This window comes from Streptomyces sp. NPDC042346 (genome assembly GCF_055581845.1).
This window is the reverse complement of record NZ_JBVJEH010000001.1, coordinates 153,417-176,598: the sequence shown is the minus strand read 5'-3', so window position 1 is coordinate 176,598 and position 23,182 is coordinate 153,417. Positions and strand designations below refer to the sequence as shown.

17 protein-coding genes and 1 riboswitch are annotated in these 23,182 nt (G+C 71.4%); of the genes, 10 read left to right on the top strand and 7 right to left on the bottom strand.

Annotated elements, in window-relative coordinates; all coding sequences use genetic code 11:
• Positions 1 to 50: 50 nt before the first annotated feature.
• From ACZ6K0_RS00910 to ACZ6K0_RS00900, 3 genes are all read left to right on the top strand, one after another.
• On the top strand, positions 51 to 986 hold the full coding sequence (locus ACZ6K0_RS00910; RefSeq protein WP_376395738.1) for a MurR/RpiR family transcriptional regulator: 936 nt from the start codon (positions 51 to 53) through the stop codon (positions 984 to 986).
• A gap of 93 nt (positions 987 to 1,079) precedes the next feature.
• The gene (gene murQ, locus ACZ6K0_RS00905) at positions 1,080 to 2,036 is read left to right on the top strand and encodes an N-acetylmuramic acid 6-phosphate etherase (protein ID WP_376395735.1); all 957 of its coding nucleotides are present in this window, start codon (positions 1,080 to 1,082) and stop codon (positions 2,034 to 2,036) included.
• Positions 2,037 to 2,090: 54 nt separating this feature from the next.
• Positions 2,091 to 3,629, top strand: coding sequence for a PTS transporter subunit EIIC (locus ACZ6K0_RS00900; protein ID WP_469229033.1), 1,539 nt, complete (start codon positions 2,091 to 2,093; stop codon positions 3,627 to 3,629).
• Positions 3,630 to 3,705: 76 nt separating this feature from the next.
• Here the strand turns inward: ACZ6K0_RS00900 and ACZ6K0_RS00895 are convergent, their stop codons facing one another.
• The gene (locus tag ACZ6K0_RS00895) at positions 3,706 to 5,247 is read right to left on the bottom strand and encodes an alpha/beta hydrolase (RefSeq protein WP_469229031.1); all 1,542 of its coding nucleotides are present in this window, start codon (positions 5,245 to 5,247) and stop codon (positions 3,706 to 3,708) included.
• A gap of 246 nt (positions 5,248 to 5,493) precedes the next feature.
• Here ACZ6K0_RS00895 and ACZ6K0_RS00890 point away from each other — a divergent pair, with 246 nt between their 5' ends.
• Both ACZ6K0_RS00890 and ACZ6K0_RS00885 read left to right on the top strand, forming a co-directional pair.
• Positions 5,494 to 6,429 (top strand): aldo/keto reductase, encoded by a 936-nt coding sequence (locus ACZ6K0_RS00890; protein WP_469229029.1) that lies wholly within the window; start codon positions 5,494 to 5,496, stop codon positions 6,427 to 6,429.
• Between the two features lie 4 nt (positions 6,430 to 6,433).
• Complete coding sequence (locus ACZ6K0_RS00885) at positions 6,434 to 7,171, top strand: transporter substrate-binding domain-containing protein (RefSeq protein WP_469229027.1); 738 nt, start codon at positions 6,434 to 6,436, stop codon at positions 7,169 to 7,171.
• A gap of 64 nt (positions 7,172 to 7,235) precedes the next feature.
• Here ACZ6K0_RS00885 and ACZ6K0_RS00880 read toward each other — a convergent pair whose 3' ends face one another.
• On the bottom strand, positions 7,236 to 10,439 hold the full coding sequence (locus tag ACZ6K0_RS00880; RefSeq protein ID WP_469229025.1) for an FG-GAP-like repeat-containing protein: 3,204 nt from the start codon (positions 10,437 to 10,439) through the stop codon (positions 7,236 to 7,238).
• Positions 10,440 to 10,830: 391 nt separating this feature from the next.
• Here ACZ6K0_RS00880 and ACZ6K0_RS00875 point away from each other — a divergent pair, with 391 nt between their 5' ends.
• Positions 10,831 to 11,571: a class I SAM-dependent methyltransferase gene (locus ACZ6K0_RS00875; RefSeq protein WP_469229023.1), complete on the top strand. Its 741-nt coding sequence runs from the start codon at positions 10,831 to 10,833 to the stop codon at positions 11,569 to 11,571.
• A 42-nt stretch (positions 11,572 to 11,613) separates the two neighbouring features.
• On the opposite strand, the gene ACZ6K0_RS00870 is transcribed toward ACZ6K0_RS00875, so the two are convergent.
• Complete coding sequence (locus tag ACZ6K0_RS00870; RefSeq protein ID WP_469229021.1) at positions 11,614 to 12,084, bottom strand: SRPBCC domain-containing protein; 471 nt, start codon at positions 12,082 to 12,084, stop codon at positions 11,614 to 11,616.
• Positions 12,085 to 12,300: 216 nt separating this feature from the next.
• Here ACZ6K0_RS00870 and ACZ6K0_RS00865 point away from each other — a divergent pair, with 216 nt between their 5' ends.
• Positions 12,301 to 13,917 (top strand): transthyretin-like family protein, encoded by a 1,617-nt coding sequence (locus tag ACZ6K0_RS00865; protein WP_376395713.1) that lies wholly within the window; start codon positions 12,301 to 12,303, stop codon positions 13,915 to 13,917.
• The gene (locus ACZ6K0_RS00860; RefSeq protein ID WP_469229020.1) at positions 13,907 to 15,625 is read left to right on the top strand and encodes a hypothetical protein; all 1,719 of its coding nucleotides are present in this window, start codon (positions 13,907 to 13,909) and stop codon (positions 15,623 to 15,625) included. Before ACZ6K0_RS00865 ends, ACZ6K0_RS00860 begins: the two co-directional genes overlap by 11 nt.
• A gap of 117 nt (positions 15,626 to 15,742) precedes the next feature.
• Here ACZ6K0_RS00860 and groL read toward each other — a convergent pair whose 3' ends face one another.
• The 4 genes from groL to thrC all read right to left on the bottom strand — a co-directional run bounded on the left by groL (position 15,743) and on the right by thrC (position 19,983).
• Positions 15,743 to 17,365 carry a chaperonin GroEL gene (gene groL, locus ACZ6K0_RS00855; RefSeq protein ID WP_024760532.1) on the bottom strand — a complete coding sequence of 541 codons (1,623 nt, stop codon included), beginning with the start codon at positions 17,363 to 17,365 and terminating at the stop codon, positions 15,743 to 15,745.
• 365 nt (positions 17,366 to 17,730) lie between these two features.
• Entirely contained in the window at positions 17,731 to 17,934 is a 204-nt protein-coding gene (locus ACZ6K0_RS00850) for a cold-shock protein (RefSeq protein WP_015035246.1), read from the bottom strand.
• 449 nt (positions 17,935 to 18,383) lie between these two features.
• Positions 18,384 to 18,659 carry a MoaD/ThiS family protein gene (locus ACZ6K0_RS00845; RefSeq protein ID WP_360799517.1) on the bottom strand — a complete coding sequence of 92 codons (276 nt, stop codon included), beginning with the start codon at positions 18,657 to 18,659 and terminating at the stop codon, positions 18,384 to 18,386.
• Positions 18,660 to 18,672: 13 nt separating this feature from the next.
• Positions 18,673 to 19,983 carry a threonine synthase gene (gene thrC, locus ACZ6K0_RS00840; protein ID WP_376395708.1) on the bottom strand — a complete coding sequence of 437 codons (1,311 nt, stop codon included), beginning with the start codon at positions 19,981 to 19,983 and terminating at the stop codon, positions 18,673 to 18,675.
• Positions 19,977 to 20,121, bottom strand: a riboswitch (SAM riboswitch). It overlaps the preceding gene by 7 nt.
• 148 nt (positions 20,122 to 20,269) lie before the next feature.
• Here thrC and ACZ6K0_RS00835 point away from each other — a divergent pair.
• Both ACZ6K0_RS00835 and ACZ6K0_RS00830 read left to right on the top strand, forming a co-directional pair.
• On the top strand, positions 20,270 to 21,211 hold the full coding sequence (locus tag ACZ6K0_RS00835) for a glucosyl-3-phosphoglycerate synthase (protein ID WP_376395705.1): 942 nt from the start codon (positions 20,270 to 20,272) through the stop codon (positions 21,209 to 21,211).
• Positions 21,212 to 21,249: 38 nt separating this feature from the next.
• Positions 21,250 to 23,112: a DUF7927 domain-containing protein gene (locus ACZ6K0_RS00830; RefSeq protein WP_469229018.1), complete on the top strand. Its 1,863-nt coding sequence runs from the start codon at positions 21,250 to 21,252 to the stop codon at positions 23,110 to 23,112.
• The last annotated feature ends 70 nt before the right edge of the window (positions 23,113 to 23,182 follow it).

Genomic DNA, 23,182 nt, shown 5'->3' with positions numbered 1-23,182 from the left:
GGGACCGATGGGGTCTTGTCGGCCCACCCGGCCGAAAGTATCTTTCAGGTGTGACCAATGACGTGAAGGAAAGTTTCACGAGCGACGCGCCCGCCGCGCCCGCCGCGCCTCCCGCACCCGCCGCCCTCGCGGCCAAGGTGCGGACGCTCGCACCCTCCATGACCCGCTCGATGCAGCGGGTCGCCGAAGCCGTCGCCGGAGACCCGGCCGGCTGCGCCGCCCTCACGGTCACCGGCCTCGCCGAGCTCACCGGCACCAGCGAGGCGACCGTCGTCCGCACCGCCCGGCTCCTCGGCTACCCCGGCTACCGCGACCTGCGCCTCGCCCTCGCCGGCCTCGCCGCGCAGCAGCAGTCCGGCCGCGCGCCCGCCGTCACCGCCGACATCGCCGTCGACGACCCCGTGGCCGACGTCGTCGCCAAGCTCGCCTACGACGAGCAGCAGACCCTCGCCGACACCGCCGCCGGGCTCGACACCGTCCAGCTCGGCGCCGCCGTCGCCGCCCTCGCGACCGCCCGCCGCATCGACATCTACGGCGTCGGCGCCTCCGGCCTCGTCGCCCAGGACCTCGGCCAGAAACTGCTCCGCATCGGCCTGATCGCCCACGCCCACAGCGACCCGCACCTCGCCGTCACCAACGCCGTGCAGCTCCGCTCCGGCGACGTCGCCATCGCCATCACGCACTCCGGCTCCACCGGCGACGTCATAGAACCGCTGCGGGTCGCCTTCGACCACGGCGCCACCACGGTCGCGATCACCGGCCGCCCGGACGGCCCGGTCACGCAGTACGCCGACCACGTCCTGACCACCTCGACCGCCCGCGAGAGCGAACTGCGCCCCGCGGCCATGTCGTCCCGCACCAGCCAACTCCTGGTCGTGGACTGCCTGTTCACCTGCGTCACCCAGCGTACGTACGAGACGGCGGCCCCTGCCCTCGCCGCCTCGTACGAAGCCCTCGCGCACCGGCACTCACCCCGGACCCGCTGACCCACCACGCCACCACCCGACCACCCGCCCGCCGAGCGTCACACGTCGACCGCCAACGACGCCGACGACGTCCACGCACCGAAAGAGCCGCACATGTCCACTTCCACTCCTTCCACCACCTCCGCCACGTACTCCGAGCTCCGCGCCCAGCTGGCCACCCTCACCACCGAGGCGTTCCGTCCCGAGCTCGCCGAGATCGACCGGCTCCCCACCCTGGAGATCGCCCGGACCATGAACGGCGAGGACCAGACCGTCCCCGCCGCCGTCGCCCGCCAGCTCCCCGCCATCGCCGCCGCGATCGACGCCACCGCCGAGCGCATGGCCCGCGGCGGCCGCCTGATCTACATGGGCGCCGGCACCGCCGGCCGCCTCGGCGTCCTCGACGCCAGCGAGTGCCCGCCCACCTTCAACACCGACCCCTCCCGGGTCGTCGGCCTGATCGCGGGCGGCCCCTCCGCCATGGTCCAGGCCGTCGAAGGCGCCGAGGACTCCAAGGAGCTCGCGCGGGAGGACCTGACCGCGCTCCGGCTCACCGCCGACGACACGGTGGTCGGCATCTCCGCCTCCGGCCGCACCCCGTACGCCATCGGCGCCGTCGAGCACGCCCGCACCCTCGGCGCGCTGACGATCGGCCTGTCCTGCAACGCGGACAGCGCGCTCGCCGCCGCCGCCGAGCACGGCATCGAGGTCGTCCCGGGCCCCGAGCTCCTCACCGGCTCCACCCGGCTCAAGGCCGGCACCGCCCAGAAGCTCGTCCTCAACATGATCTCGACCATCACGATGATCCGCCTCGGCAAGACCTACGGAAACCTGATGGTCGACGTCCGCGCCTCCAACGAGAAGCTCCAGGCCCGCTCGCGGCGGATCGTCGCCCTGGCCACCGGCGCGCCGGACGAGCAGATCGAGGCCGCCCTCACCGCCGCCGACGGGGAGGTGAAGAACGCGATCCTCATGATCCTCGCCGACATCGACGCCCCCACGGCCGCCCGGCGCCTCACCGGCTCCCAGGGTCACCTGCGTGCGGCGCTTCACGCGACGACCACCACCTGACCCGACCGCGCCCCGGGTTCTCCCCCACCCCCGCACAGCAAGGCCCTCCGCACCATGAGCAATGACGACAAGAACCGCGCCATCGCCGCCGCGATCCTCCCCCTCGTCGGCGGCGCCGAGAACATCTCCTCGGTCGCCCACTGCATGACCCGCCTCCGGCTGGGCCTGCGTGACCGCTCCCTCGTCCAGGACGAGGCCCTCAAGGCCCTGCCGTCCGTGATGGGTGTGGTGGAGGACGACACGTACCAGATCGTCCTCGGCCCCGGCACCGTCGCCCGCGTCACCCCCGAGCTCGAAGCCCTGGTGGCCGCCGCCCCTCAGCCCGCCGCCGGTCCTGTCGGCGCCGAGGACCTCGCCGCCCAGGGCGCCGCCCTCAAAGCCGCGCAGAAGCAGAAGAACGCCACCCCGTTCAAGCTGTTCCTGCGCCGGATCGCGAACATCTTCGTCCCGCTGATCCCCGCCCTCATCGGCTGCGGCATCATCGCCGGCCTCAACGGCCTGCTGATCAACCTCGGCTGGCTGCCCGGCGTCACCCCCGCCCTCGCCGCGATGGCCAGCGGCTTCATGGCGCTCATCGCGGTCTTCGTCGGCTACAACACCGCCAAGGAGTTCGGCGGCACCGCCATCCTCGGCGGCGCGGTCGCCGCGATCATCGTCTTCCCCGGCGTCGCCAAGATCGAGGCCTTCGGCCAGACGCTCTCCCCCGGCCAGGGCGGCGTGCTCGGCGCACTGGGCGCGGCGATCCTCGCGGTGTACGTGGAGAAGTGGTGCCGCCGCTGGGTCCCCGAGGCCCTCGACGTCCTCGTCACCCCCACCCTGACCGTCCTCATCTCCGGTCTGGTCACCATCTTCGGGCTGATGTTCGTCGCCGGTGAGATCTCCACCGCGATCGGCGAGTTCGCCAACTGGCTCCTCGCCCACGCCGGCGCCGGAGCCGGTCTCCTCCTCGGCGGCCTGTTCCTCCCGCTCGTCATGCTCGGCCTGCACCAGGCCCTCATCCCCATCCACACCACCCTCATCGAGCAGCAGGGCTACACCGTCCTGCTGCCGATCCTCGCGATGGCGGGCGCGGGCCAGGTCGGCGCGGCCATGGCCGTCTACCTCAAGCTCCCCCGCAACGGCTCGATCCGCCGCACGATCAAGTCCGCGCTCCCCGCCGGCTTCCTCGGGGTCGGCGAGCCGCTGATCTACGGCGTCTCGCTCCCCCTCGGGCGCCCGTTCATCACGGCCTGCATCGGCGGCGCGTTCGGCGGCGGCTTCATCGGCCTCTTCAGCATGCTGGGCGAGTCCGTCGGCTCGACCGCCATCGGCCCGTCGGGCTGGGCGCTCTTCCCCCTCCTCGACGGCAACAAGGGCCTCGGCGAGACGATCGCGATCTACGCGGGCGGCCTCCTCGTCGGCTACGCCGTCGGATTCGTCGCCACCTACTTCTGGGGCTTCAGCAAGGAACTCCTGGAGGAGTTCAACGTCGACACGGAGACGGCGGCGGACGCGGAGGCGGAGGTGACGGTGGCAGCAGGCACACCGACCACGCCCCCGACCACGACGACCCCGACCACCCCGGAACCGGAACCGGAACCGGCGAAGGTCTGACGCTCACGCACCACACAAGGGGAGGGCCCGGCGGCACAAGCCGCCGGGCCCTCCCCTCTCCCTACTCACTCCTTCGTCACCGGCAGAGAACGTCCTCCGACGGCCGCACGCCCTCGGTCAGATAGCGGGTCACCGCCGCGTCCCCGCACGCGTTGCCGTTGCCCAGGTAGACCCCGTGCCCGCCGTGGTCGACCGAGACGAGACGCGCCCGCTCACCGAGCGCCGCCCGCATCCGCAGCCCGTTGGCGTACGGCGTCGACGGGTCGCGCAGGTTCTGGATCATCAGGATCTCGGACGGCCCCCGGTCGGTGATGCGGACGGGCTTCTCCACCGCGCCGCCCTTCCAGAAGGAGCAGGGGGTGATGTTCGCCGGCATCCCGGCCGTCAGCGGGAACCGCTTCCGGTCCTTCGCCACGGCCCGCTCGTACGCCGGCACGGACGCGGGCCAGTTCACGTCGTTGCAGATGACGCCCACGGTGATGGCCGCGGCGTCGTCCGGCATCGCGCCCGCCAGCTCACGCGGCAGCACCGGCTCGCCCTGCGGGTCGAGCGCCTCCGTCACCAGCTGCGCGAAGGACGGGAAGAACCCGTCGGAGTAGAGGGCGAGCTGGAGCGCCTGGAGCAGCATCGCCCCCGTCAGCGGCGGCCCGGCCTTCACGGGCTCGCCCGGCGCACCCGGCAGCACGGAGGCGTGCGGCTCCCGGTCGAGCCGGCCCGCCAGCTCCAGGACCACCGCCCGTACGTCCTCGGGCCGCTCCGCGAGCCGCAGCCCCTGGTCCGCCCGGTCGGGGTGCGCCGCCCAGGCGGCGAAGTCCGGGAACCGGTCCTCGGCGCCCTGCGCCATGCCCTCCAGCCAGCCGCGGGCGACGCGCTTCGGGTCGGGGTCGTTGCTGCTGTCGAGAACCCAGCGGTCGGTCCGGTGCGGATACTTCTCCGCGTACGCGGCCGCCACGTACGTCCCGTACGACACGCCCCACGCCGACAGCTTCCGCTCGCCGAGCGCCTTCCTCAACTGCTCCAGGTCCCGCACCTGGTTGGCGGTGGTCAGCCCGCGCAGCATGGCGCCCCCGTTCCGGGCGCACGCCTCGGCGACCCGCCGGGACCGGGCGACGTTCTCCTCGATCCCCCCGTCGGCACCCGGCCACGACCGCAGCGTCATCATCCACCGGTCGCCCTCGTCGAGCCCGCAATGCGCCTTGGCGGAGCCGCCGATGCCCCGCGGGTCGAAGGCCACGAGGTCGTACGCCCCGTCCATCTCCTTCGCCAGGGCGGCACCCTTCTGCGCCAGCCGCTGCACCCCGGAGCTGCCGGGCCCGCCGGGGATCACCATCAGGGTCCCGCGCCGCGCCTCGGGCCGCGTGCTGGGCAGTCGGGAGACGGCGAGCCCGATCCGCTCGCCGTCGGGGTCGGCGTAGTCCAGGGGTACGGAGAGGGTGGCGCACCGCTGCCCGGGCAGCGGCCGCACGGCCGGGGCGCAGTCGCCCCACGCCAGCCCGCCGCCGCCGGCCCCCGAGGCGGAGGCGGCGGCCGCCCCGGCACCTCCGGTGAGAGCGGCACCGGCGACGGCGGCGGCGGAGAGGGCGAGGAGGAGCGTCTTGCGTCCACGGTTCGTTGTCATGCGCACAGCCTCGCGAATCGGCGGCCGCGGCCCCATCCGGCAGGCACGCGAGTCGGGGGTGGGGCCAACCCCCGCCCGGACAGGCAGGGTTGCCCGGAGGCACGAGCACACACGGAACCCTCCTCCACCTCCCGAGCACCCGAGCCCGCGAACCCCCGAGCACCCGAGCCCGCGAACCCCGAACCCCCAAGCCCCCGGCAAAGAACCCGCTGGCGCCGACGCGGCAGCCGGGAGATCATCCCCGCCATGACCACCACCAGTACGGCCACGACACCCCACGCCTCCGCCGCCGGCACCTGGCTCCTCGGCGGCGACCTCGCCGTCAACCGGGTCGGGTTCGGCGCGATGCGGCTGCCCCAGCGCGGCGAGGCCCTCGTCGAGAACGCCGTACCGAGGGACCGCGCGGAGGCGATCGCCGTCCTGCGCAGGGCCGTCGAGCTCGGTGTGAACCACATCGACACGGCGGCCTTCTACTTCTCGCCGCTCCGCTCCGGGAACGAGCTGATCAACAGTGCCCTCGGCGGCCCGTACCCCGACGACCTCGTCATCGCCACCAAGGTCGGCCCCGGCCGCGACACCTCCGGCGCCTGGAGCGAGCACGCCCGCACCCCCGCCGCGCTGCGCGCGCAGGTCGAGGAGAACCTGCGCCAGCTCGGCCGCGACCACCTCGACGTCGTCAACCTCCGTGTCCTCGGCACCGATTCGATCGCCGAACGCTTCGGCGCCCTCGCCGAACTCCGCGAGGCCGGCCTCATCCGCCACCTCGGTTTGTCCAACATCACCCCCGCCCACCTCGCCGAGGCGCAGGCCATCGCGCCCGTCGTCTGCGTGCAGAACATGTACGGGATCGGGGTCCGCCCCGAGTACGAGGACTTCGTCCGGCGCTGCGGCGAACAGGGCATCGCCTTCGTCCCCTTCTACGCGATCGCCGGCGCGGGCCGCCAGACCGGAGCGACCTCCCCCGAGAGCCCCGAGGTCCTCGCCGTCGCCGAGGCCCACGGCGCGAGCGCCGCCCAGGTCCGCATCGCCTGGACCCTCCACCAGGGCCCCCACCTGCTCGCCATCCCCGGCACCGGCGACCCCGCCCACCTCACGGCCAACATCGAGGCCGGCGCCCTCCACCTCACCCCCGAGGACCTGACCCTCCTGAACGCCCTCCACCGCACACCTGAGGCAGGGTGACCCCATGACGCCCACACCGCCGAACCCCGCCCACCCGTCCACCATCGCCGCCGACCTGGCCACCACCGGCGTCCTCCGCGCCTCGATCAACCTGGGGAACCCGGTCCTCGCGCAGGGCACCCCCGACGCGCCCTCGGGCATCACGGTGGACCTGGCGCGCGAGATCGGCGCGCGCCTGGCGCTCCCCGTCGAGCTGCTCTGCTTCGACGCGGCGCGGAAGTCGTTCGAGGCGATGGCGGAAGGCCGGGCCGACCTCTGCTTCCTGGCCGTGGACCCGGCGCGCGAGAAGGAAGTCGCGTTCACCTCCCCGTACGTCGTCATCGAGGGCGTGTACGCCGTGCCGCGCGGGTCGGCCCTCACGACCGTCGAGGAGGTGGACGCCCCCGGCGTCCGGATCGGCGTCAAGCAGGGGTCGGCGTACGACCTGTTCCTCACCCGTTCCCTCACCCACGCGACCGTCGTCCGGGGCGAGGAGGGCGTCGACGTGTTCCGCGCCGAGGGCCTGGAGGCGGGCGCGGGCATCCGGCAGCCGATGACCGCGTACGCCGCCGCGCACGAGGACGACGTGCGACTGATCGAAGGCCGCTTCATGGAGATCCGCCAGGCCGTCGGAACGACCGTCGACCGCCGCCCCGAGACCGTCGCCTTCCTCCGCGACACCGTGGAGGAACTGAAGGCGAACGGCTTCGTCACCGCCTCCCTCCACCGAGCGAACCAGGACCCGACCCTCCTGGCGCCCTGAGCCCCGCACGCGAGAAGGGCCCGGCCATGACGGCCGGGACCTTCGCGGTGCGACTGCGCCAAGGTCAGTACAGACCCTTGAACCCGTTCCATCCGCTGGAGCCGATGACCGTGCGCGTGCCGTAGAGCCCGTTGCCGGTCCCCTTGTACGCGTACAGCCGGCCCGCCGCGTCACGGGCGACGAGATCCGCGCGGCCGTCGCCGGACAGGTCGCCGACGCCGACGAGCGAGGAGTAACCGCCCCAGCCGCCACCGACCTTCACCCGAGCGGTGACCCCGCCGGTCGCCGTGCCGTAGTACCGCCACAGCACACCGGCGGCGTCGACACCGAGCAGGTCACCCCGCCCGTCGCCGTTGAGGTCCCCCGCACCGACGATCTTCTTGTACAGCTTCCAGTTGGTGCCGATCCGGACGCGGGCCTTGACCCGGTGGTCGACCGTCCCGCCGTAGAAGTACACGTCACCGGTCGAGGCCTGACGTGCGACCAGGTCCGCGTACCCGTCACCGTTCACGTCACCCGGCGAGGTCAGCACGTCGTACTGGCCCCAGCCCGAACCGACGACCGTGTACGGCGAGGAGGCGGAGAGCACCTTCCCGCAGCCCGGCCGGTACGCCCGCAACTGGTCGCCCACGCGGACGTACGCGTCCGCGCACCGGTCGCCGTTCAGGTCGCCCGTCGGCACGAACACCGACGACGTCGCGAACTTCGTCCCCGTACCGGCGATCCGCGCGGAGACCGCGCCCGTCCCGGTCCCCCGGTACATCGACACGAGCCCGGTCGTGTCCATCACCAGCAGGTCACCGAACCCGTCGTCCCCGGCGAGGTCCCGCCACACGGCGGCACCGCCGGTCACGGAGAGGTTCCCGGACTGGACGAGGTCGGCGCCCTGGCCGTCGGCGGCCGTGGCCGTCAGGGTCCAGGAGTACGCCCCGTTCGCGACGGTCCGGCCCGTCGCGTCCTTGCCGTCCCACGTGGAAGCGACCAGACCGCGGGCCTCGCCGCCCGTCAGGGTGCGGACGATCTTGCCGGTCGCCTTGTGCCTGAGCGCCAGGGACCAGGAAGCGGCGGGCTTGGACAGCCACCAACGCGGCTTCCAGGTGCCGGACTTGAGGTTGACGGACGCCGTCGCGTCCGTGTCGATGACCGCGATCCGGGAGGCCGGGACACCGGACGGGACGACGCGCACCAGGCGGTCGTCACCGGTGAAGGCGACGTGCCCGCCGAAGCGGTCGACCGTCCAGCCCGCGCGGCGGGTGGTGTTCGCACCGAGCTGGGCGGGGGTCGCCACCACGCGCTGCGGCAGGTCGGTGATCTTCCCGCTGCCGGGGATCCCGTTGTGCAGGTCGACCAGGGTGAGGCCGGCGCCGGCCGAGCGGGAGACGAGGTAGTCGTCACCGAGGAGCACGTCGTCCGAACCGAGGCTCATGAAGCGCTTGGTGGACCGGTCGTACAGGCCGCCGCCGCGGACGTCCCACGAATCGTCCTGGCACTTCCAGTACACCCAGCGGCCCACGGCCTGAAGGTCGGTGGGCTCACAGCGGTTGGTCGTCGTGAACGACGCTCCCGCCGTTCCCCCCGGAAGAGCCTTGGACGTGACGGTGTTCGAGTCCTTCGTGGCGCTCCACAGCGTGTTGCCCCAGAGGGCCGACGCGACCGGCTCCCGCTTCTGGAGCACGGCACCGGAGTCGGTACCGCGGAACTCGACGATCGCCTGGGCCCCTCCCGAGGCCTGGTTCACGACACCGAAACGGCCGGACAGGTCGACGAGCTGGGGGCTGCTGAGCCCGGTCGTCAGCCTCGGGCCCCAGGTGGCGGAGCCGTTCCGGTGGAGCACGGTCATGTCCTGCTCGGTGCCCGCCTTGCGCCCGTGGTGTCCGTCACCGCTCGCGAACATGGAGACGCAGTAGACGAGCCATGTGGGACTGCAGTCGTCGTCCCGGCCCGACGTCAGGCCGTCGACGGTCGAGCGCAGCTCCTCGGGCCGTCCCGAGGTCTTCAGCCAGGTGCTCCGGTACCCACCGATGTAGGTGCCGGGGTTGTAGAGGTTCGAGTCGTCGGCCGTGGTGAGGATGCCGCTGCCGAGGGAGATCCCGGCGGGCTTGGCCTCCATGTCCTCGATGTCCGCGAGGCGCTTGCGGGTGACGGTGCCGTCGGCGGCCTCGCTGAAGAGGTAGTACCCCCAGTCGAGCGCGCCGTAGGTGGTGTTCTGCTCCGCGCCGGCCACCAGGAGCGACCCGTCGGGCGTGCGACGCACCGAGGGGGAGGCCACGGCCAGGAGGGAGTTCCAGCTCCCCGCGGCATCGCGCAGGACGAGATGGTTGCCCCGGTACCCGCCGTCGTTGCCGGGGCTGGGCGGGGTCACGGTGACGAAGGCGTCGCCGAGAGGCCGGACGACGTCGTCGTAGGAGGCGACGTCCCGCAGGTCGAGGGTGGTCGGGGCCGCGTCCAGGTCGTCGCGGCGGTACACCTGGGCCTCACTGCCGGACGGGGCGCCGAGGTGGAAGACGGTGCCCTTGTCGAAGGAGACGCTCTCGCCCTGGGTGGACAGGGCCTTCACGCTCCCGCTCGCGAGATCGACGACCCACCACCCCTGGGACATCATGCTGTTCTCCCACTTGATGCCACGGACCGCGACGGACCGTGCGTCGCCCTCGCTGATGGAGAGGTTCCAGCCCTCGGGCAGGCCCTCCAGCTTCTGCTCCCTGACCCCGCCGGCCTCCGGGTGGAGGAGGTGCAGGCTGGTGACGGCACTCTCGGTGCCGGTCCGGGTGACGACGGTGTCGCCGTACGTCGCGACGTACGTCTGGCCCTCCGGGATCGGGACCTCGATCGTCGCGCCGCCGCCGGCCCGCTGCTGGAGCGTCACGTGCGGGGCCGGAGTCTCCGAGTGGACGGCCACGGTGTCGGAGCCGTGTCCGAAGTCCGCCGGGTACTCGGTGAAGCGGTACTCGTCGACGTCGTACGAGAGCGACTTCGGCAGACGGTGGTCGAGGACGGTGGACCGACCCGTCGCGTAGTCGATCCAGCGCAGCCGGTCGTCGCCCTCCTGTGCGGTCAGGAAGCCGGTCTCACCGGCGTTCAGGACGATGGTGGCGCGGGGCACGAAGCGCGCGCCCGGACTGACGACGACGGCCTCGCCGGTCTTGCCGGGCGTCTCGGCCACCGCCCCCACGGTGGTGCCGGCACCGGCCGTCACCGCGAGGCCGACGGTAAGCGCGATGCGGCCGAGCGCACGGCGGCGCGGCCGTCGATCCAACGGATTGATCACGTAGAAGTCCCTCCCCAGGGCATACGACGCGGGGAAGGGGTCTCATGATCTCGCCTCTCGTTCCCCGCGCGAGCAGGCCGACACTAGCAGAGGCGAGTGGCGACGGAAACGCGTTTTCGAACCCGTTCAACCCGGTCGGTCCGGCTCGGCCCGTGACGCTGAATCGCGCGGGAATCCCGTACGGAAACCGGGCTGGGCGATGCCCTGGAAGGCCTCTTCCCGGGGCTGGGGAGGGCCCGAGGAGGCCCTGCGGGGCCGGCCCGCCCCGCAGGGTCACGACGGGGCCCCCAGGGTCACGGAGCAACCCTCCAGCGGATCCGCACACCACCGCTGACCTGGGCTTATACCCCTCCGGCCCCTATCCTGGAGATCGACTCGGAGGGGGATCCACATGGACCTGAACAACCGTGACATCCGCACCGTCGAGGACGTCCTGCGTCTGCTCGACGGACTCTTCGCGCCCGGTGCCGACCGGTGGACGGAGGGCGGGGCCGACTGGTGGGACGGCTTCTACGCCGATCGCGACAAGCCGGTGCCGTTCTTCGTGCCGAAGCCGGACGAGAACCTCGTCTCGTACGTCGAGCAGGGCCTGCTCCCGGCCGGCGGCAAGGCCCTCGACCTCGGCTGCGGGCCTGGGCGGAACGCCCTGCACCTCGCATCGCTGGGCTTCGACGTAACCGCGGTCGACCTCTCGCCCACCGCCATCGCCTGGGCGGAGGAACGAGCCCGCGAGGCCGGCGCGAAGGGCGTGCGGTTCGTGTGTGGCGACGCCTTCACCGCAGCCTTGGACGGCCCGTACGACCTCGTCTACGACTCCGGCTGCTTCCACCACCTGCCCCCGCACCGCCGCGTCAGCTACCTCGCGCTCCTCGACCGCGTCCTCGCGCCCGGCGGGCACTTCGCGCTCACCGCGTTCGCCGCCGGGGAGGGCGGCATGGGTTCCGAGCTGCCGGACGCCGACTTCTACCGGCAGGGGAAGCTGGACGGCGGCCTCGCCTACACCGACACCGAACTGCGCACGCTCTTCGCCGACCTGACGGAGATCGACGTCCGCCGCATGCGCGACGAAGCCCCCACCTCCCCGCACTTCGGCGAGTCCTTCCTCTGGACGGCCCTCTTCCGTCACCGCTGACGGGACGGGGGCGGGGGCAGGGGTAGGGGCAGAGGCGGGCCCTCACATCGTCCGTACGTGCTCCGCCAGGCGGTCGTACTGCTCCCTGACCCCCGCCTCCATGCCCGCCGCCAGCGCCTGGTCCCTGATCTCGTTCGACGGCCAGAGCGAGGTGCTGGTCAGGGCCGTGCCGCCGTCCGGGGTCGCGTCGAACGTGAGGGTGACGCGGACCGGGCCGGCGTCCGGCATCTGCTCGAAGAACTCCGTGTAGTCGAGCCGCTCGGCCGGGACGACCTCCTCGTACGTGCCGGAGAAGACGATCTCCTGGCCGTCCGGGGCGGTCTGGCCCCAGCGCCAGGCGCCACCCACCCGCAGGTCGATGTCGACGACCGTCGTGGTCAGCCCGGAGACGCCGTACCACGCGCGCACGTGCTCGGGGCGCGTCCACGCCTCCCAGAGCCGGCCCGGCGGGGCGTCGAAGGTCCGCGTGATGACCAGTTCGCGGTCGGCGGGTGTCGTCAGCAGGGTGACCATGGGCTCGGCCCTTCCACGATGTCCCTTCTGCGGTATCCCTTCCAGGATCGCCCCGGTGCTCCCCCACAGCCACTCCCGTAAACAGAGTGAACACGTTCAACAGGTGAGCGCTAAAGTTCTGCCACGCGGCCCGTCCCGATCACGTGCGACGCCGCCTTCTCAGACCTGTGGGGGGTCCCTTTGCCGCGCTCATCGCGCAGGCTTCCGCACGCCCTTGTGCGTGCCGCAGCCGTCTTCGCTCTCTCGGCGGGTGTCATCGTGCCCGCCGTCATCCACGCCCCGGCCGCGCACGCGGATTCGACGGGCCTGACCGGCACGACGCTGGACGACGGGCGCTACCGCCTGAAACTGCCCGCCAACGCGCTCTGGATCAAGGTCAGCGTCCTGGCCTCCACCGCCCCTGGCGCCACTGTCCTCGCCTCCACGGAGGCGCTCACCACGGACAACATCGACTGGGAGACCGACGCGCCCTTCGCGCTCCCGCAGGACACCGCGTTCCAGGACTACCCGGTACGCGTCGACTACCGGCTGCCCGGCCAGACCACCCAGCAGTCGACCGGCGGCACCTACAGCTACCGGCCGCACATCGGCGTCACCGACGTGTCCTGGGACCGCAGCACCACCAGCTACGACCAGCGCCAGGCCGTCCTTTCCGGGAAGACGACCCTCTGGAACCCCGCCACCGGCGCCCGCACGGCCGCGCCCGGCGGCACCAAGGTGGCGATCACCCTCAACTCCCTCGACGGCACCACCAGGGTCGTCAACTCCACCGCCACGACCGGCGCGGACGGCAGCTTCTCCCTGACGATGACCCCGAACGGCTGGGTGTCCGGCACCGCGACCGTGGTCACCACCGGCACCGTCAACGACCCGAACGACGGGGCCTACGTCCCGTCCCTGGGCGTCGACACCCTCCTCTACCGGATCAGCGCCGACGTGAACAAGTACCGCGTGCGCGCCGGTACGGACGTGCGGGTCTCCGGACACGTGGAGCGGTACACGCCGACCGGCTGGAAGCCCTTCGCCGGTGCCCCCGTCGTCTCGACCGGGGCACCGTCCTACGGTGCCGCCCCGACGAACGTCCTCGGCGGCGCCACCTCCTCCGCGACCGGCACCTTCTCCTTCAACGCGCGGGCCCAGTACAGCACCGACTTCGTGTACACCTCGCTGCGGCCCTCGCCGTACCTCGACGACTCCCGCCCGTACGCCAAGAGCGACATCGCCGTACCGCAGCAGTTCTCGTACTCCCCGCACACGATCACCCTGGACGAGTACGGGACGCTCACCGCCAGGGGCGGGTTCGGGTCGGCCTACTGCCGCAACGGGCAGCCCGTGCAGCTCCAGGTCTCCTTCGACGCCGGATCCACCTGGCGCGTCCTGCGCTCCGGCATGACCGACAGCGGCTGCTCCTACACCTTCACCACCCAGGGCTACGACAGCGCCCTCTACCGGATCTACCACCCGGAGACGAACGAGCTGGTCGCCAAGGGCAGTACGTCCCTGAAGCGGGCCCGCACGCCCACCCGCTTCTCCGCCTTCAGCGTCAGCCCCACGCAGCCCACGGTGAACGGGAAGATGACGGTCTCCGGCACCGTCCAGCGCAAGGTCGGCGGCCTCTGGAAGCCGCTCCCCGGCACCAAGGTGACCCTGGTCTACAAGCCCAAGGGCGAGAGCCAGTGGTACTGGGTCAACCAGGGCATCACCACCGACGCCAACGGCCGGTTCAGCTACCGCGCCACCGCGTACGGCGACGGCTCCTGGGCGCTGTACCTCAACACCACGGGCAGCTACTTCTACAGCGAGACGAATGCGAAGTACATCGATGCGCGCTGACCTCTCCTCCTACAGGCGCTCCCTGACGGCGGGCCTGGCCGCCGCGGCGCTCGCCGCCGGGACCCTGACGGTCGCGGCCGCGCCCGCCCACGCCGCCACGCTCGTCGGCATCGGCCGGGCCCTCACCGACGACGCCCAGCGCGGCATCTTCCAGGTGACCGCCTGGACCGACGCCCCGAACGCCAAGATCACCAAGGTCTCGGCCACGGTCCGGCAGGGCTCCACGGTCCTCGTCGACATACCGACGCTCCCTGTGGTCCCCGACCCCTGGGACCCGAGCGCCGCCAACCTCTTCCGGCTCGCGGACGCCGCCAAGTTGAAGCTCGTCGAGGACGGCGGGCGCATCCCGGCCCTCGGGACGTACGCCATCGACGTCACCGCCACCGACTCCCTCGGCAACAAGGTGACCCGCACCGACGCCGGACAGCTCGACTTCCGGCTCCGCCCCGAGATCACCCTCGTCCCCACCAAGCCCACGTACACCGACCGCAATGCCCGCCCCTCGGGCACCGTCGTCGGCATCCAGCCCGGCTCCGGGGACCGGGTCACGCTGGCCGACAGGCCGGTCACCATCGAGCGGACCAGCCCGAGCCCGGACGGGACGTGGAGCGCGCCGCAACAGGCGGTCACCGACGCGGCCGGCCGGTTCACGTCGCCGCCGTTCCCGATCTCCAGCGAGGACCTCGGCACCTCGGTCATCCACTTCCGGACGACGGTCACCGCCGACACCCCCGAGATCCACGGCACCGTGACGGATTACCTCAGCGTCTCCGATTACGTGTCACGCAAGGTGGCCGTCACCGCCACCGCCGACAAGAAGCGGGCGCTCGACGGGCAGACCGTCACCATCAGCGGCCGGGTGACCGACCCGGCGGCGGCGGGCGCGCCGGTCGCCGGCCACCAGGTCCGCGTGAGGCTCGGCGGCCCCACCTACGGAACGGGCCCGAGCACCGTCGTCCGGACCGGCACGGACGGCCGGTTCACCGCCCGGCTCGTCGCCATCGCGGGCAAGGAGTCGGGCCACTGGTTCGTCGAATCCCCCGACCGGTACGTGAGCTTCCCGGATCTTCACGGCGCGCTGGCCATCCCCCTGGACTCCCGCACCGACCTCACCTCCGTCCGCCTCTCCGCCGACGGCCGGGTCACGGTCTCCGGCACCTTCCGCGCCCGGTACGTGGCGGAACCGAACTTCGAGACGTCCCAGTTCGTCCGGCTGGAGCAGCTCGTCGGCCGCGACTGGAAGGCGATCGCCTGGGCGAGCGTCAACTCGGCCTACTACAACGACTTCACGCTCTCGGCGGCGAGCAAGGGCGGCTACTTCCGCGTCCGGCACCTCACCACCGACCAGTTCGCCGAGTCCGTCACTCCGACGTTCCGGCTCACCCGCCTCGACACCCGGATCGTCTCCCTGAACGCCGGCCCCGAGCCGGTCGCCAAGGGCGGGTACGTGACGGTCACCGGCGGGCTCCAGCACTACGCGAACTGGGCCTGGCGCGCGTACGGGAACGCTCCGGTCGTCCTGCAGTTCCAGCCGCGCGGCAGCACGACCTGGAAGCAGATGGCGACGGGCCGGTCGAACGCGAGCGGCAAGGTCTCTCTGAAGGCCAAGGCCACCGGGGACGGCACCTGGCGCATCCGCTACTACGGCGACGGCACGCACTTCCACTCCCCGGCGTCTGCCGGCGGCGACTACGTCGACGTGCGCTGACGATCTCCTGACAACGCCCGAGGGCGGCACCCCCCAGATGGGGAGTGCCGCCCTCGGTCGCGTTCAGCTCGCGCGTTCAGCTCGCGCGGTCAGCGATGAACCACCGATCCCGGAGGATCAGAAGTCCATGTCACCGCCCGGCATGCCGCCGCCGGCCGGCGCGGACGCCTTCTCCGGCTTGTCGGCGATGACGGCCTCGGTGGTGAGGAACAGCGCGGCGATCGACGCGGCGTTCTGCAGCGCGGAGCGCGTGACCTTCGCCGGGTCGATGATGCCCTCGGCGATGAGGTCGACGTACTCGTTGGTCGCGGCGTTCAGGCCGTGGCCGACGGGCAGGTTGCGGACCTTCTCCGACACGACGCCGCCCTCAAGGCCGGCGTTGACGGCGATCTGCTTCAGCGGAGCGTCGAGCGCCTTGCGGACGATGTCGGCACCGGTGGCCTCGTCACCCTCGAGCTCGAGCTTGTCGAAGACGCCGTCGGCCTGCACCAGGGCGACGCCGCCGCCGGCGACGATGCCCTCCTCGACGGCCGCCTTCGCGTTGCGAACGGCGTCCTCGATGCGGTGCTTGCGCTCCTTGAGCTCGACCTCGGTCGCGGCGCCGGCCTTGATGACGGCCACGCCGCCGGCCAGCTTCGCGAGGCGCTCCTGGAGCTTCTCGCGGTCGTAGTCCGAGTCGCTGTTCTCGATCTCGGCGCGGATCTGGTTCACGCGACCGGCGACCTGCTCGCTGTCACCGGCACCGTCGACGATGGTGGTCTCGTCCTTGGTGATGACGACCTTGCGGGCGCGGCCCAGCAGGTCGAGGCCCGCGTTCTCCAGCTTGAGGCCGACCTCCTCGGAGATGACCGTGCCGCCGGTGAGGATGGCGATGTCGTTCAGCATGGCCTTGCGACGGTCGCCGAAGCCCGGGGCCTTCACCGCGACGGACTTGAAGGTGCCGCGGATCTTGTTGACGACCAGGGTCGACAGGGCCTCGCCCTCGACGTCCTCGGCGATGATCAGCAGGGGCTTGCCCGACTGCATGACCTTCTCCAGGAGCGGGAGCAGGTCCTTCACGGAGGAGATCTTGGAGTTGACGATCAGGAGGTAGGGGTCGTCGAGCGACGCCTCCATGCGCTCCATGTCGGTGGCGAAGTACGCCGAGATGTAGCCCTTGTCGAAGCGCATACCCTCGGTGAGCTCCAGCTCCAGACCGAAGGTCTGGGACTCCTCGACGGTGATGACGCCTTCCTTGCCGACCTTGTCCATCGCCTCGGCGATGAGCTCGCCGATCTGGGTGTCGGCGGCGGAGATGGAGGCCGTGGAAGCGATCTGCTCCTTGGTCTCGACATCCTTCGCCTGCTCGAGGAGGGCGCCGGAGACGGCCTCGACGGCCTTCTCGATGCCGCGCTTGAGGGCCATGGGGTTGGCACCGGCGGCGACGTTGCGGAGGCCCTCGCGGACGAGCGCCTGGGCGAGAACGGTGGCGGTGGTCGTACCGTCGCCGGCGACGTCGTCCGTCTTCTTGGCGACTTCCTTGACCAGCTCGGCGCCGATCTTCTCGTACGGGTCCTCGAGCTCGATCTCCTTGGCGATGGAGACACCATCGTTGGTGATCGTGGGGGCGCCCCACTTCTTCTCGAGGACGACGTTGCGGCCCTTGGGGCCGAGGGTGACCTTGACGGCGTCAGCGAGCTGGTTCATGCCGCGCTCGAGACCGCGCCGGGCCTCCTCGTCGAACGCGATGATCTTGGCCATGTGAAGTGGTCCTCCCGGACATGGGGTGGATAACGCTCCAGGACCGCGCCGACGCCCGCGACGGACGGCCTCCGCTTGTTCCGTGTGGTTCCTTGCCCCACCCGGCCGGCGGCCTCGTCTGCCCGATCCTCGTAGCACTCTCACCTTCCGAGTGCTAACGCCAATGATTAGCACTCGCCCTAGGAGAGTGCAAGCGACTCTCGTGTTTCGGGCAGCCCCGGCACGGGCCTGACGCGGGCCCGACGCAGCCCCGGCACGGGCCCGTCACGGACCTGACGCACCTTCGGGAACGCGCGAGGGGCCCGCGTCCCCTCAGGGATGCGGGCCCCTCGACGGCGTTGCGTCGGTGGCCGATCGCGCCGCGCTCAGACGGCGAGCTTGACCATGTCCGCCTGCGGACCCTTCTGGCCCTGCGAAATCTCGAACTCGACCCGCTGCCCCTCTTCGAGGCTGCGGTAGCCATCCATCTGGATCGCGCTGTAGTGGACGAAAACATCCGCACCACCGTCGACCGCGATGAAGCCGTAGCCCTTCTCCGCGTTGAACCACTTGACGGTGCCCTGAGCCATGCCTAACTCCCCTATTACTGGCCCTTGCGCGGGAACCGCACTTCGCGGACCCGGGGTCAGACCCTGCGCCGGAACGCGTCGACCGCCGCTGAATGTATCTGCCCAACTGCCCTCTGCAACAGGTCATTCGAGCGAGAATTCTGGGCACGGCGGAAAGGGGAATTAGGGAGAATCCCCGGAGTTCCGGGGCAAGTCGGGCCCGGCAAAACGCGCAGAACGTACACAACGCACACGCACTTTGGCTGCTTCCTGACGCGCAAGGACGCATTCTCATATGCGTCCGGCATGAGCAGCGGAGGGGACTTCCCCAACTCTACCCCGTTCAACCATGCAGAATTGCCCCCTCCGCTTTATGGAGCGGAAGGGGCAATTCAAGAAAGACGGGACAAGCGATGCGGCAGCCGAGAGGCCGCCGAGGCGTCAGCGGCCTCCGGCACTGTGCCCGACGGTCAGCCTCCGGCGACGGCCGGGATGATCGAGACGCCCGCGCCGGCCGGGGTGGCCGTCTCCAGGCCCTGCTCGAAGCGCACGTCGTCGTCGTTCACGTAGACGTTGACGAAGCGGCGCAGCTTGCCCTGGTCGTCCAGGACGCGGGCGGCGATGCCCGTGTGGTTCTTCTCCAGGTCCGCGATGACCTCGGCGAGGGTCGCGCCCTCGGCCTGGACCTCGGACCGGCCGCCCGTGTAGGTGCGGAGGATGGTGGGGATGCGGACGTTCACGGCCATGTCTTCGTACCTCTCAGAGGGCCAGGCCCGCGGCGCGGAACGCGTCCAGGCTCGGGCGGATGGTGGCGGTCGCCTGCGAGCCCTCGGCCACGGCGTCCAGGGTCTTGAGGCCGTCGCCGGTGTTCAGCACGACGGTGGTGAGCTCCGGGTCGATCAGACCGGCCTCGACGAGCTTCTTCGTGACGCCGACGGTCACGCCGCCCGCGGTCTCGGCGAAGATGCCCTCGGTCTGGGCGAGCAGCTTGATCGCGTCCACGACCTGCTCGTCGTTCACGTCCTCCACGGCGCCGCCGGTGCGGCGGGCGATGTCGAGGACGTACGGGCCGTCGGCCGGGTTGCCGATCGCGAGCGACTTGGCGATCGTGTTCGGCTTCTGCGGGCGGACGACGTCGTGGCCGGCCTTGAAGGCGACGGAGACCGGGGAGCAACCCTCGGCCTGCGCGCCGAAGATCTTGTACGGCTTGTCCTCGACGAGGCCCAGCTTGATGAGCTCCTGCAGACCCTTGTCGATCTTGGTGAGCTGCGAGCCGGACGCGATCGGGATGACGAGCTGGTCGGGGATGACCCAGCCGAGCTGCTCGCAGATCTCGTACGCCAGCGTCTTGGAGCCCTCGCCGTAGTACGGGCGGAGGTTGACGTTGACGAAGCCCCAGCCCTCGCCGAGCGGGTCGCCGATGAGCTCGGAGCAGAAGCGGTTGACGTCGTCGTAGTTGCCCTCGATGGCGACGAGTTCACCGCCGTAGACGCCGGCCATGACGACCTTGCCCTGCTCCAGGTCGTGCGGGATGAAGACGCAGGAGCGGAAGCCGGCGCGGGCGGCCGCGGCGCCGACGGCGCCGGCCAGGTTGCCGGTGGAGGAGCAGGAGAGCGTGGTGAAGCCGAAGGCGCGGGCGGCCTCGATGGCCTGCGCGACGACCCGGTCCTTGAAGGAGTGGGTCGGGTTGCCCGAGTCGTCCTTGACGAAGAGCTTGCCGGGGGCGACACCGATCTCGCGGGCGAGGTTGTCGGCCTGGACGAGCTTGGTCCAGCCCGGGTTCAGGTTCGGCTTCTCGGCGACGTCGGCGGGGACGGGCAGCAGGGGGGCGTAGCGCCAGATGTTGGCGGGGCCGGCCTCGATCTGCTTGCGCAGTGCCTCGGGGTCACCGGTGGGGAGGTCGTACGCGACTTCGAGCGGTCCGAAACAGAGTTCGCAGGCGAAGATCGGGCCGAGTGCGAACACTTCACCGCATTCGCGACAGGAAAGCCCGGACGCGGGACCGAGGTCTACCGAAGTGGCGGGGGTAACCGTCTGTACAGCCATGGAGGCGAGGCCCTTTCTCCTCATCTTTCCCATGACGAACTTTTCGTCATGAGACGGATTTGGCACCTTCCCGAGTCGGGGACCTCGCTGGAGGACGAGTAACCGACTGGAGGGTTGCCGGGGCTTCAACGGGCCGTTTCCCTCTGCCCCTCTGGATGAGCGGTATTCGATTGTGAAGCGCGGTGAACTTCGTTCCTGCGCTCCGACGCGGGCGGCACCCCGACGTGCATCGGGCATCCGCGTTGTTCAAGACTGTAACCGAAGGCCCGGGAGCCTGGACGGGCCGTCCGTACCGCGAGATGGAGATCACGTGCTGGAAGAGGTGGAGCGCTGGCTGGCCCGGCGGTCCTGGTCCGTGGCTGACCGGCCGATGGAGCGGATCCTCGCCGCCAAGCGGAACACGAAGGTCAGCGTCGTGCTGCCGGCGCTGAACGAGGAGGCGACGGTCGGTGACATCGTCGCCGTGATCCGCCGCGAGCTGATGTCGGAGGCGGTGCCGCTCGTCGACGAGCTGGTGGTCCTCGACTCGGGCTCGACGGACCGTACGGCGGAGGTGGCCGCGGCGGCCGGGGCGCGGGTGGTCGCGCGGGACGCGATCCTCCCCCGGATACCGGCCGTCCCCGGCAAGGGCGAGGTCCTGTGGCGGTCACTCATGGTGACGAGCGGGGATGTCGTGTGCTTCGTCGACGCGGACCTGCGGGACTTCTCCGCGGACTTCGTGACGGGGATCGTGGGCCCCCTGCTCACCGACCCGGACGTCGACTTCGTCAAGGCGATGTACGACCGCCCGTTCGGAGACACTCCCGGTCAGGGCGGTCGGGTGACGGAGCTGGTGGCGCGGCCGCTGCTCAACCTCCACTGGCCGCAGCTGGCCGGCTTCGTCCAGCCGCTGGGCGGCGAGTACGCGGCGCGGCGCTCGCTCCTGGAGCGGCTGCCCTTCCCGGTCGGTTACGGAGTGGAGCTGGGGCTGCTCGTCGACGCGCTGCACACGGTGGGCCTGGACGCGCTCGCCCAGGTGGACGTGGGCGTGCGCAAGCACCGGCACCAGGACGAGCGGGCGCTGGGCCGGATGGCCGCGGCGATCTACCGGACGGCGCAGCTGCGGCTCTCTCGCGGGCACCTGGTGCGGCCGCGGCTGACCCAGTTCGAGCGGGGCGAGGAGGGGTTCAGTCCCCGGACCTACGCGGTGGACACGGAGGAGCGGCCGCCGATGCTCGACATCGCGGAGTACACGCGCCGCCGCGTGGCGTAACGCCACCAGATGATCCGCTTTGCCTACATTGCCCTTTTATGCGCTTCAGACAACAGCACCTGGGCAGTGTGGCGGCGGTCGTCGGCCTCGTCGGGGCCACGCTCGCGCTCTCGACGGCGGGGCCGGCCGCGGCGGACGTCGTCGAGCCCTTCGGCAAGCGGTACGACGAGTCGGTCTACGGCGACTTCACGACCCTCGGCAACACGGTCATGGGCTGCCCGACGGCCCCCGCGGACCTGGCCACGCGCTGCACGGTCGCGGCGAGCGGGCAGGGCTCCGACAACAACAACACCTTCGTGATGCGGAAGATCGACACGGCCGGCACGGCGGCGGGCACCGCGGCGCCCGAGTACGGCTCCAGCACCGGCCACGTCAGGATCCCGGCGGGTGCCGAGGTCGCGTACGCCCGGCTGTTCTGGGGCGGCAACGACGGCACGTACAAGGGGCCGAGCGGGGCCCGGCTCCGGCGCTGCGACATCTCCGGCGCCGACGTCGAGGCCTCGCCCGGGGACCCGGCGACGACCGCTCCGGTGATCAAGGTCGGGGCGGGGCCCGCGACCCCGGTCTCGATCGACAGCATGGTCACCGACCCGCCCGACACGAACGGCCCGCACTACTACACGGGCGAGTCGGACGTGACGGCCGCCTTCGCGGGCGTCTCGGGGACGGACGCTCAGGTGGCGGTCGGCAACATCTGGGCGCCGGACGGCAAGGGCTGCGTGGGCGGCTGGTCCCTGACCGTCGTCCACAAGTTCCCCGGCCCCGACCCGGCCCGCGCCCCGGAGCGGCGGAACGTGTACGTCTACGGCGGCCACGTCCTCCAGCGCTCGACCTCCCCCGCCACCACGATCACCGTCGACGGCTTCTACCGGAGCACCGGCACGGCACGGGCGAGCGTCACCGCGTACGAGGGCGACTGGAACACCCCGGGCGACAAGTTCCTCGTCGACGGCAAGAACGTCACCGAAGCGCACACCGGCAACACCAACAACTTCTTCATCAGCGAGGACGACGGCGCCGTCGCCCCGAAGCTCGTCAACAACCTCAGCATCGACGCCAAGGCCTTCGACATCCCGGCGGGCGCCGTCCCGCAGGGCGCGACCTCGGCCGATCTGACCTTCTCCACGAGCGGCGACACGTACGTGCCCTCGGGTCTTGCCTTCTCCGTGCCGGTGCCCGACCTGGAGATCACGAAGACGGCGAGCCCGCGCACGGTGAAGCCGGGCGACACCCTCACGTACACGATCACCGCGAAGAACATCAGCGCGATCGACTACCCGAACGCCAAGTTCGCCGACGACCTGACCGGGAACCTCGACGACGCCGACTACAACGGCGACGTGAAGACGGACCTGGGCGAGGTCTCGTACACGAAGCCGAGGATCGGGTACGTGGGGAACATCCCCGCCGGGAAGACGGCGACCGTCACGTACTCGGTGAAGATCAAGGACCCGGCGACCGGCGACGGGAAGCTCCGCAACAGCGTCGAGGTGGAGACCCCGCGCTCCAACTGCGGCGACGGCAGCGAGGACCCGGCCTGCGCGGTGACCCCGGTGATCGAGAAGCCGACGCCGCCCCCGACGCCGACGACCTCCCCGCCGGTGGACCCGACCGACCCGCCGGAGCCGACGGGCTCCCCGACGCCGACGGAGCCCACGGACCCCGCCTCCCCGTCGGGCTCCCCCTCCGCGTCGCCCTCCACGCCCGTCTCCACCTCCGCCCCGGCGAGCACCTCCACGCCCGTCCCCCCGGCCCCCGGGCCCCACGGGGACAACGGCGGCTCGATGGCCGAGACGGGCAGCAGCGGTGAGCGGCTGTGGCTGCTCGGCGCGCTCGGCGTGGCCCTCGCGGCGACGGGCCTGGTGGCGAAGGCGGCCATGCGCGGCCGACGCGACCACTGACCCGCGCTGGGACGCGATCACTGACCCGCGCTGACCCCGCACGACCCCCTCCGATCCACCTCTGATCCCC

What these genes read in the sequence shown, in the direction of transcription:
- murQ (WP_376395735.1), top strand. Translation starts at nt 1,080, where the DNA reads ATGTCCACTTCCACTCCTTCCACCACCTCCGCCACGTACTCCGAGCTC.
- thrC (WP_376395708.1), bottom strand. Translation starts at nt 19,983, where the DNA reads ATGAGGAGAAAGGGCCTCGCCTCCATGGCTGTACAGACGGTTACCCCC.
- groL (WP_024760532.1), bottom strand. Translation starts at nt 17,365, where the DNA reads ATGGCCAAGATCATCGCGTTCGACGAGGAGGCCCGGCGCGGTCTCGAG.
- ACZ6K0_RS00850 (WP_015035246.1), bottom strand. Translation starts at nt 17,934, where the DNA reads ATGGCTCAGGGCACCGTCAAGTGGTTCAACGCGGAGAAGGGCTACGGC.
- ACZ6K0_RS00870 (WP_469229021.1), bottom strand. Translation starts at nt 12,084, where the DNA reads ATGGTCACCCTGCTGACGACACCCGCCGACCGCGAACTGGTCATCACG.
- ACZ6K0_RS00860 (WP_469229020.1), top strand. Translation starts at nt 13,907, where the DNA reads ATGCGCGCTGACCTCTCCTCCTACAGGCGCTCCCTGACGGCGGGCCTG.
- ACZ6K0_RS00890 (WP_469229029.1), top strand. Translation starts at nt 5,494, where the DNA reads ATGACCACCACCAGTACGGCCACGACACCCCACGCCTCCGCCGCCGGC.
- ACZ6K0_RS00885 (WP_469229027.1), top strand. Translation starts at nt 6,434, where the DNA reads ATGACGCCCACACCGCCGAACCCCGCCCACCCGTCCACCATCGCCGCC.
- ACZ6K0_RS00875 (WP_469229023.1), top strand. Translation starts at nt 10,831, where the DNA reads ATGGACCTGAACAACCGTGACATCCGCACCGTCGAGGACGTCCTGCGT.
- ACZ6K0_RS00900 (WP_469229033.1), top strand. Translation starts at nt 2,091, where the DNA reads ATGAGCAATGACGACAAGAACCGCGCCATCGCCGCCGCGATCCTCCCC.
- ACZ6K0_RS00845 (WP_360799517.1), bottom strand. Translation starts at nt 18,659, where the DNA reads ATGGCCGTGAACGTCCGCATCCCCACCATCCTCCGCACCTACACGGGC.
- ACZ6K0_RS00830 (WP_469229018.1), top strand. Translation starts at nt 21,250, where the DNA reads ATGCGCTTCAGACAACAGCACCTGGGCAGTGTGGCGGCGGTCGTCGGC.
- ACZ6K0_RS00895 (WP_469229031.1), bottom strand. Translation starts at nt 5,247, where the DNA reads ATGACAACGAACCGTGGACGCAAGACGCTCCTCCTCGCCCTCTCCGCC.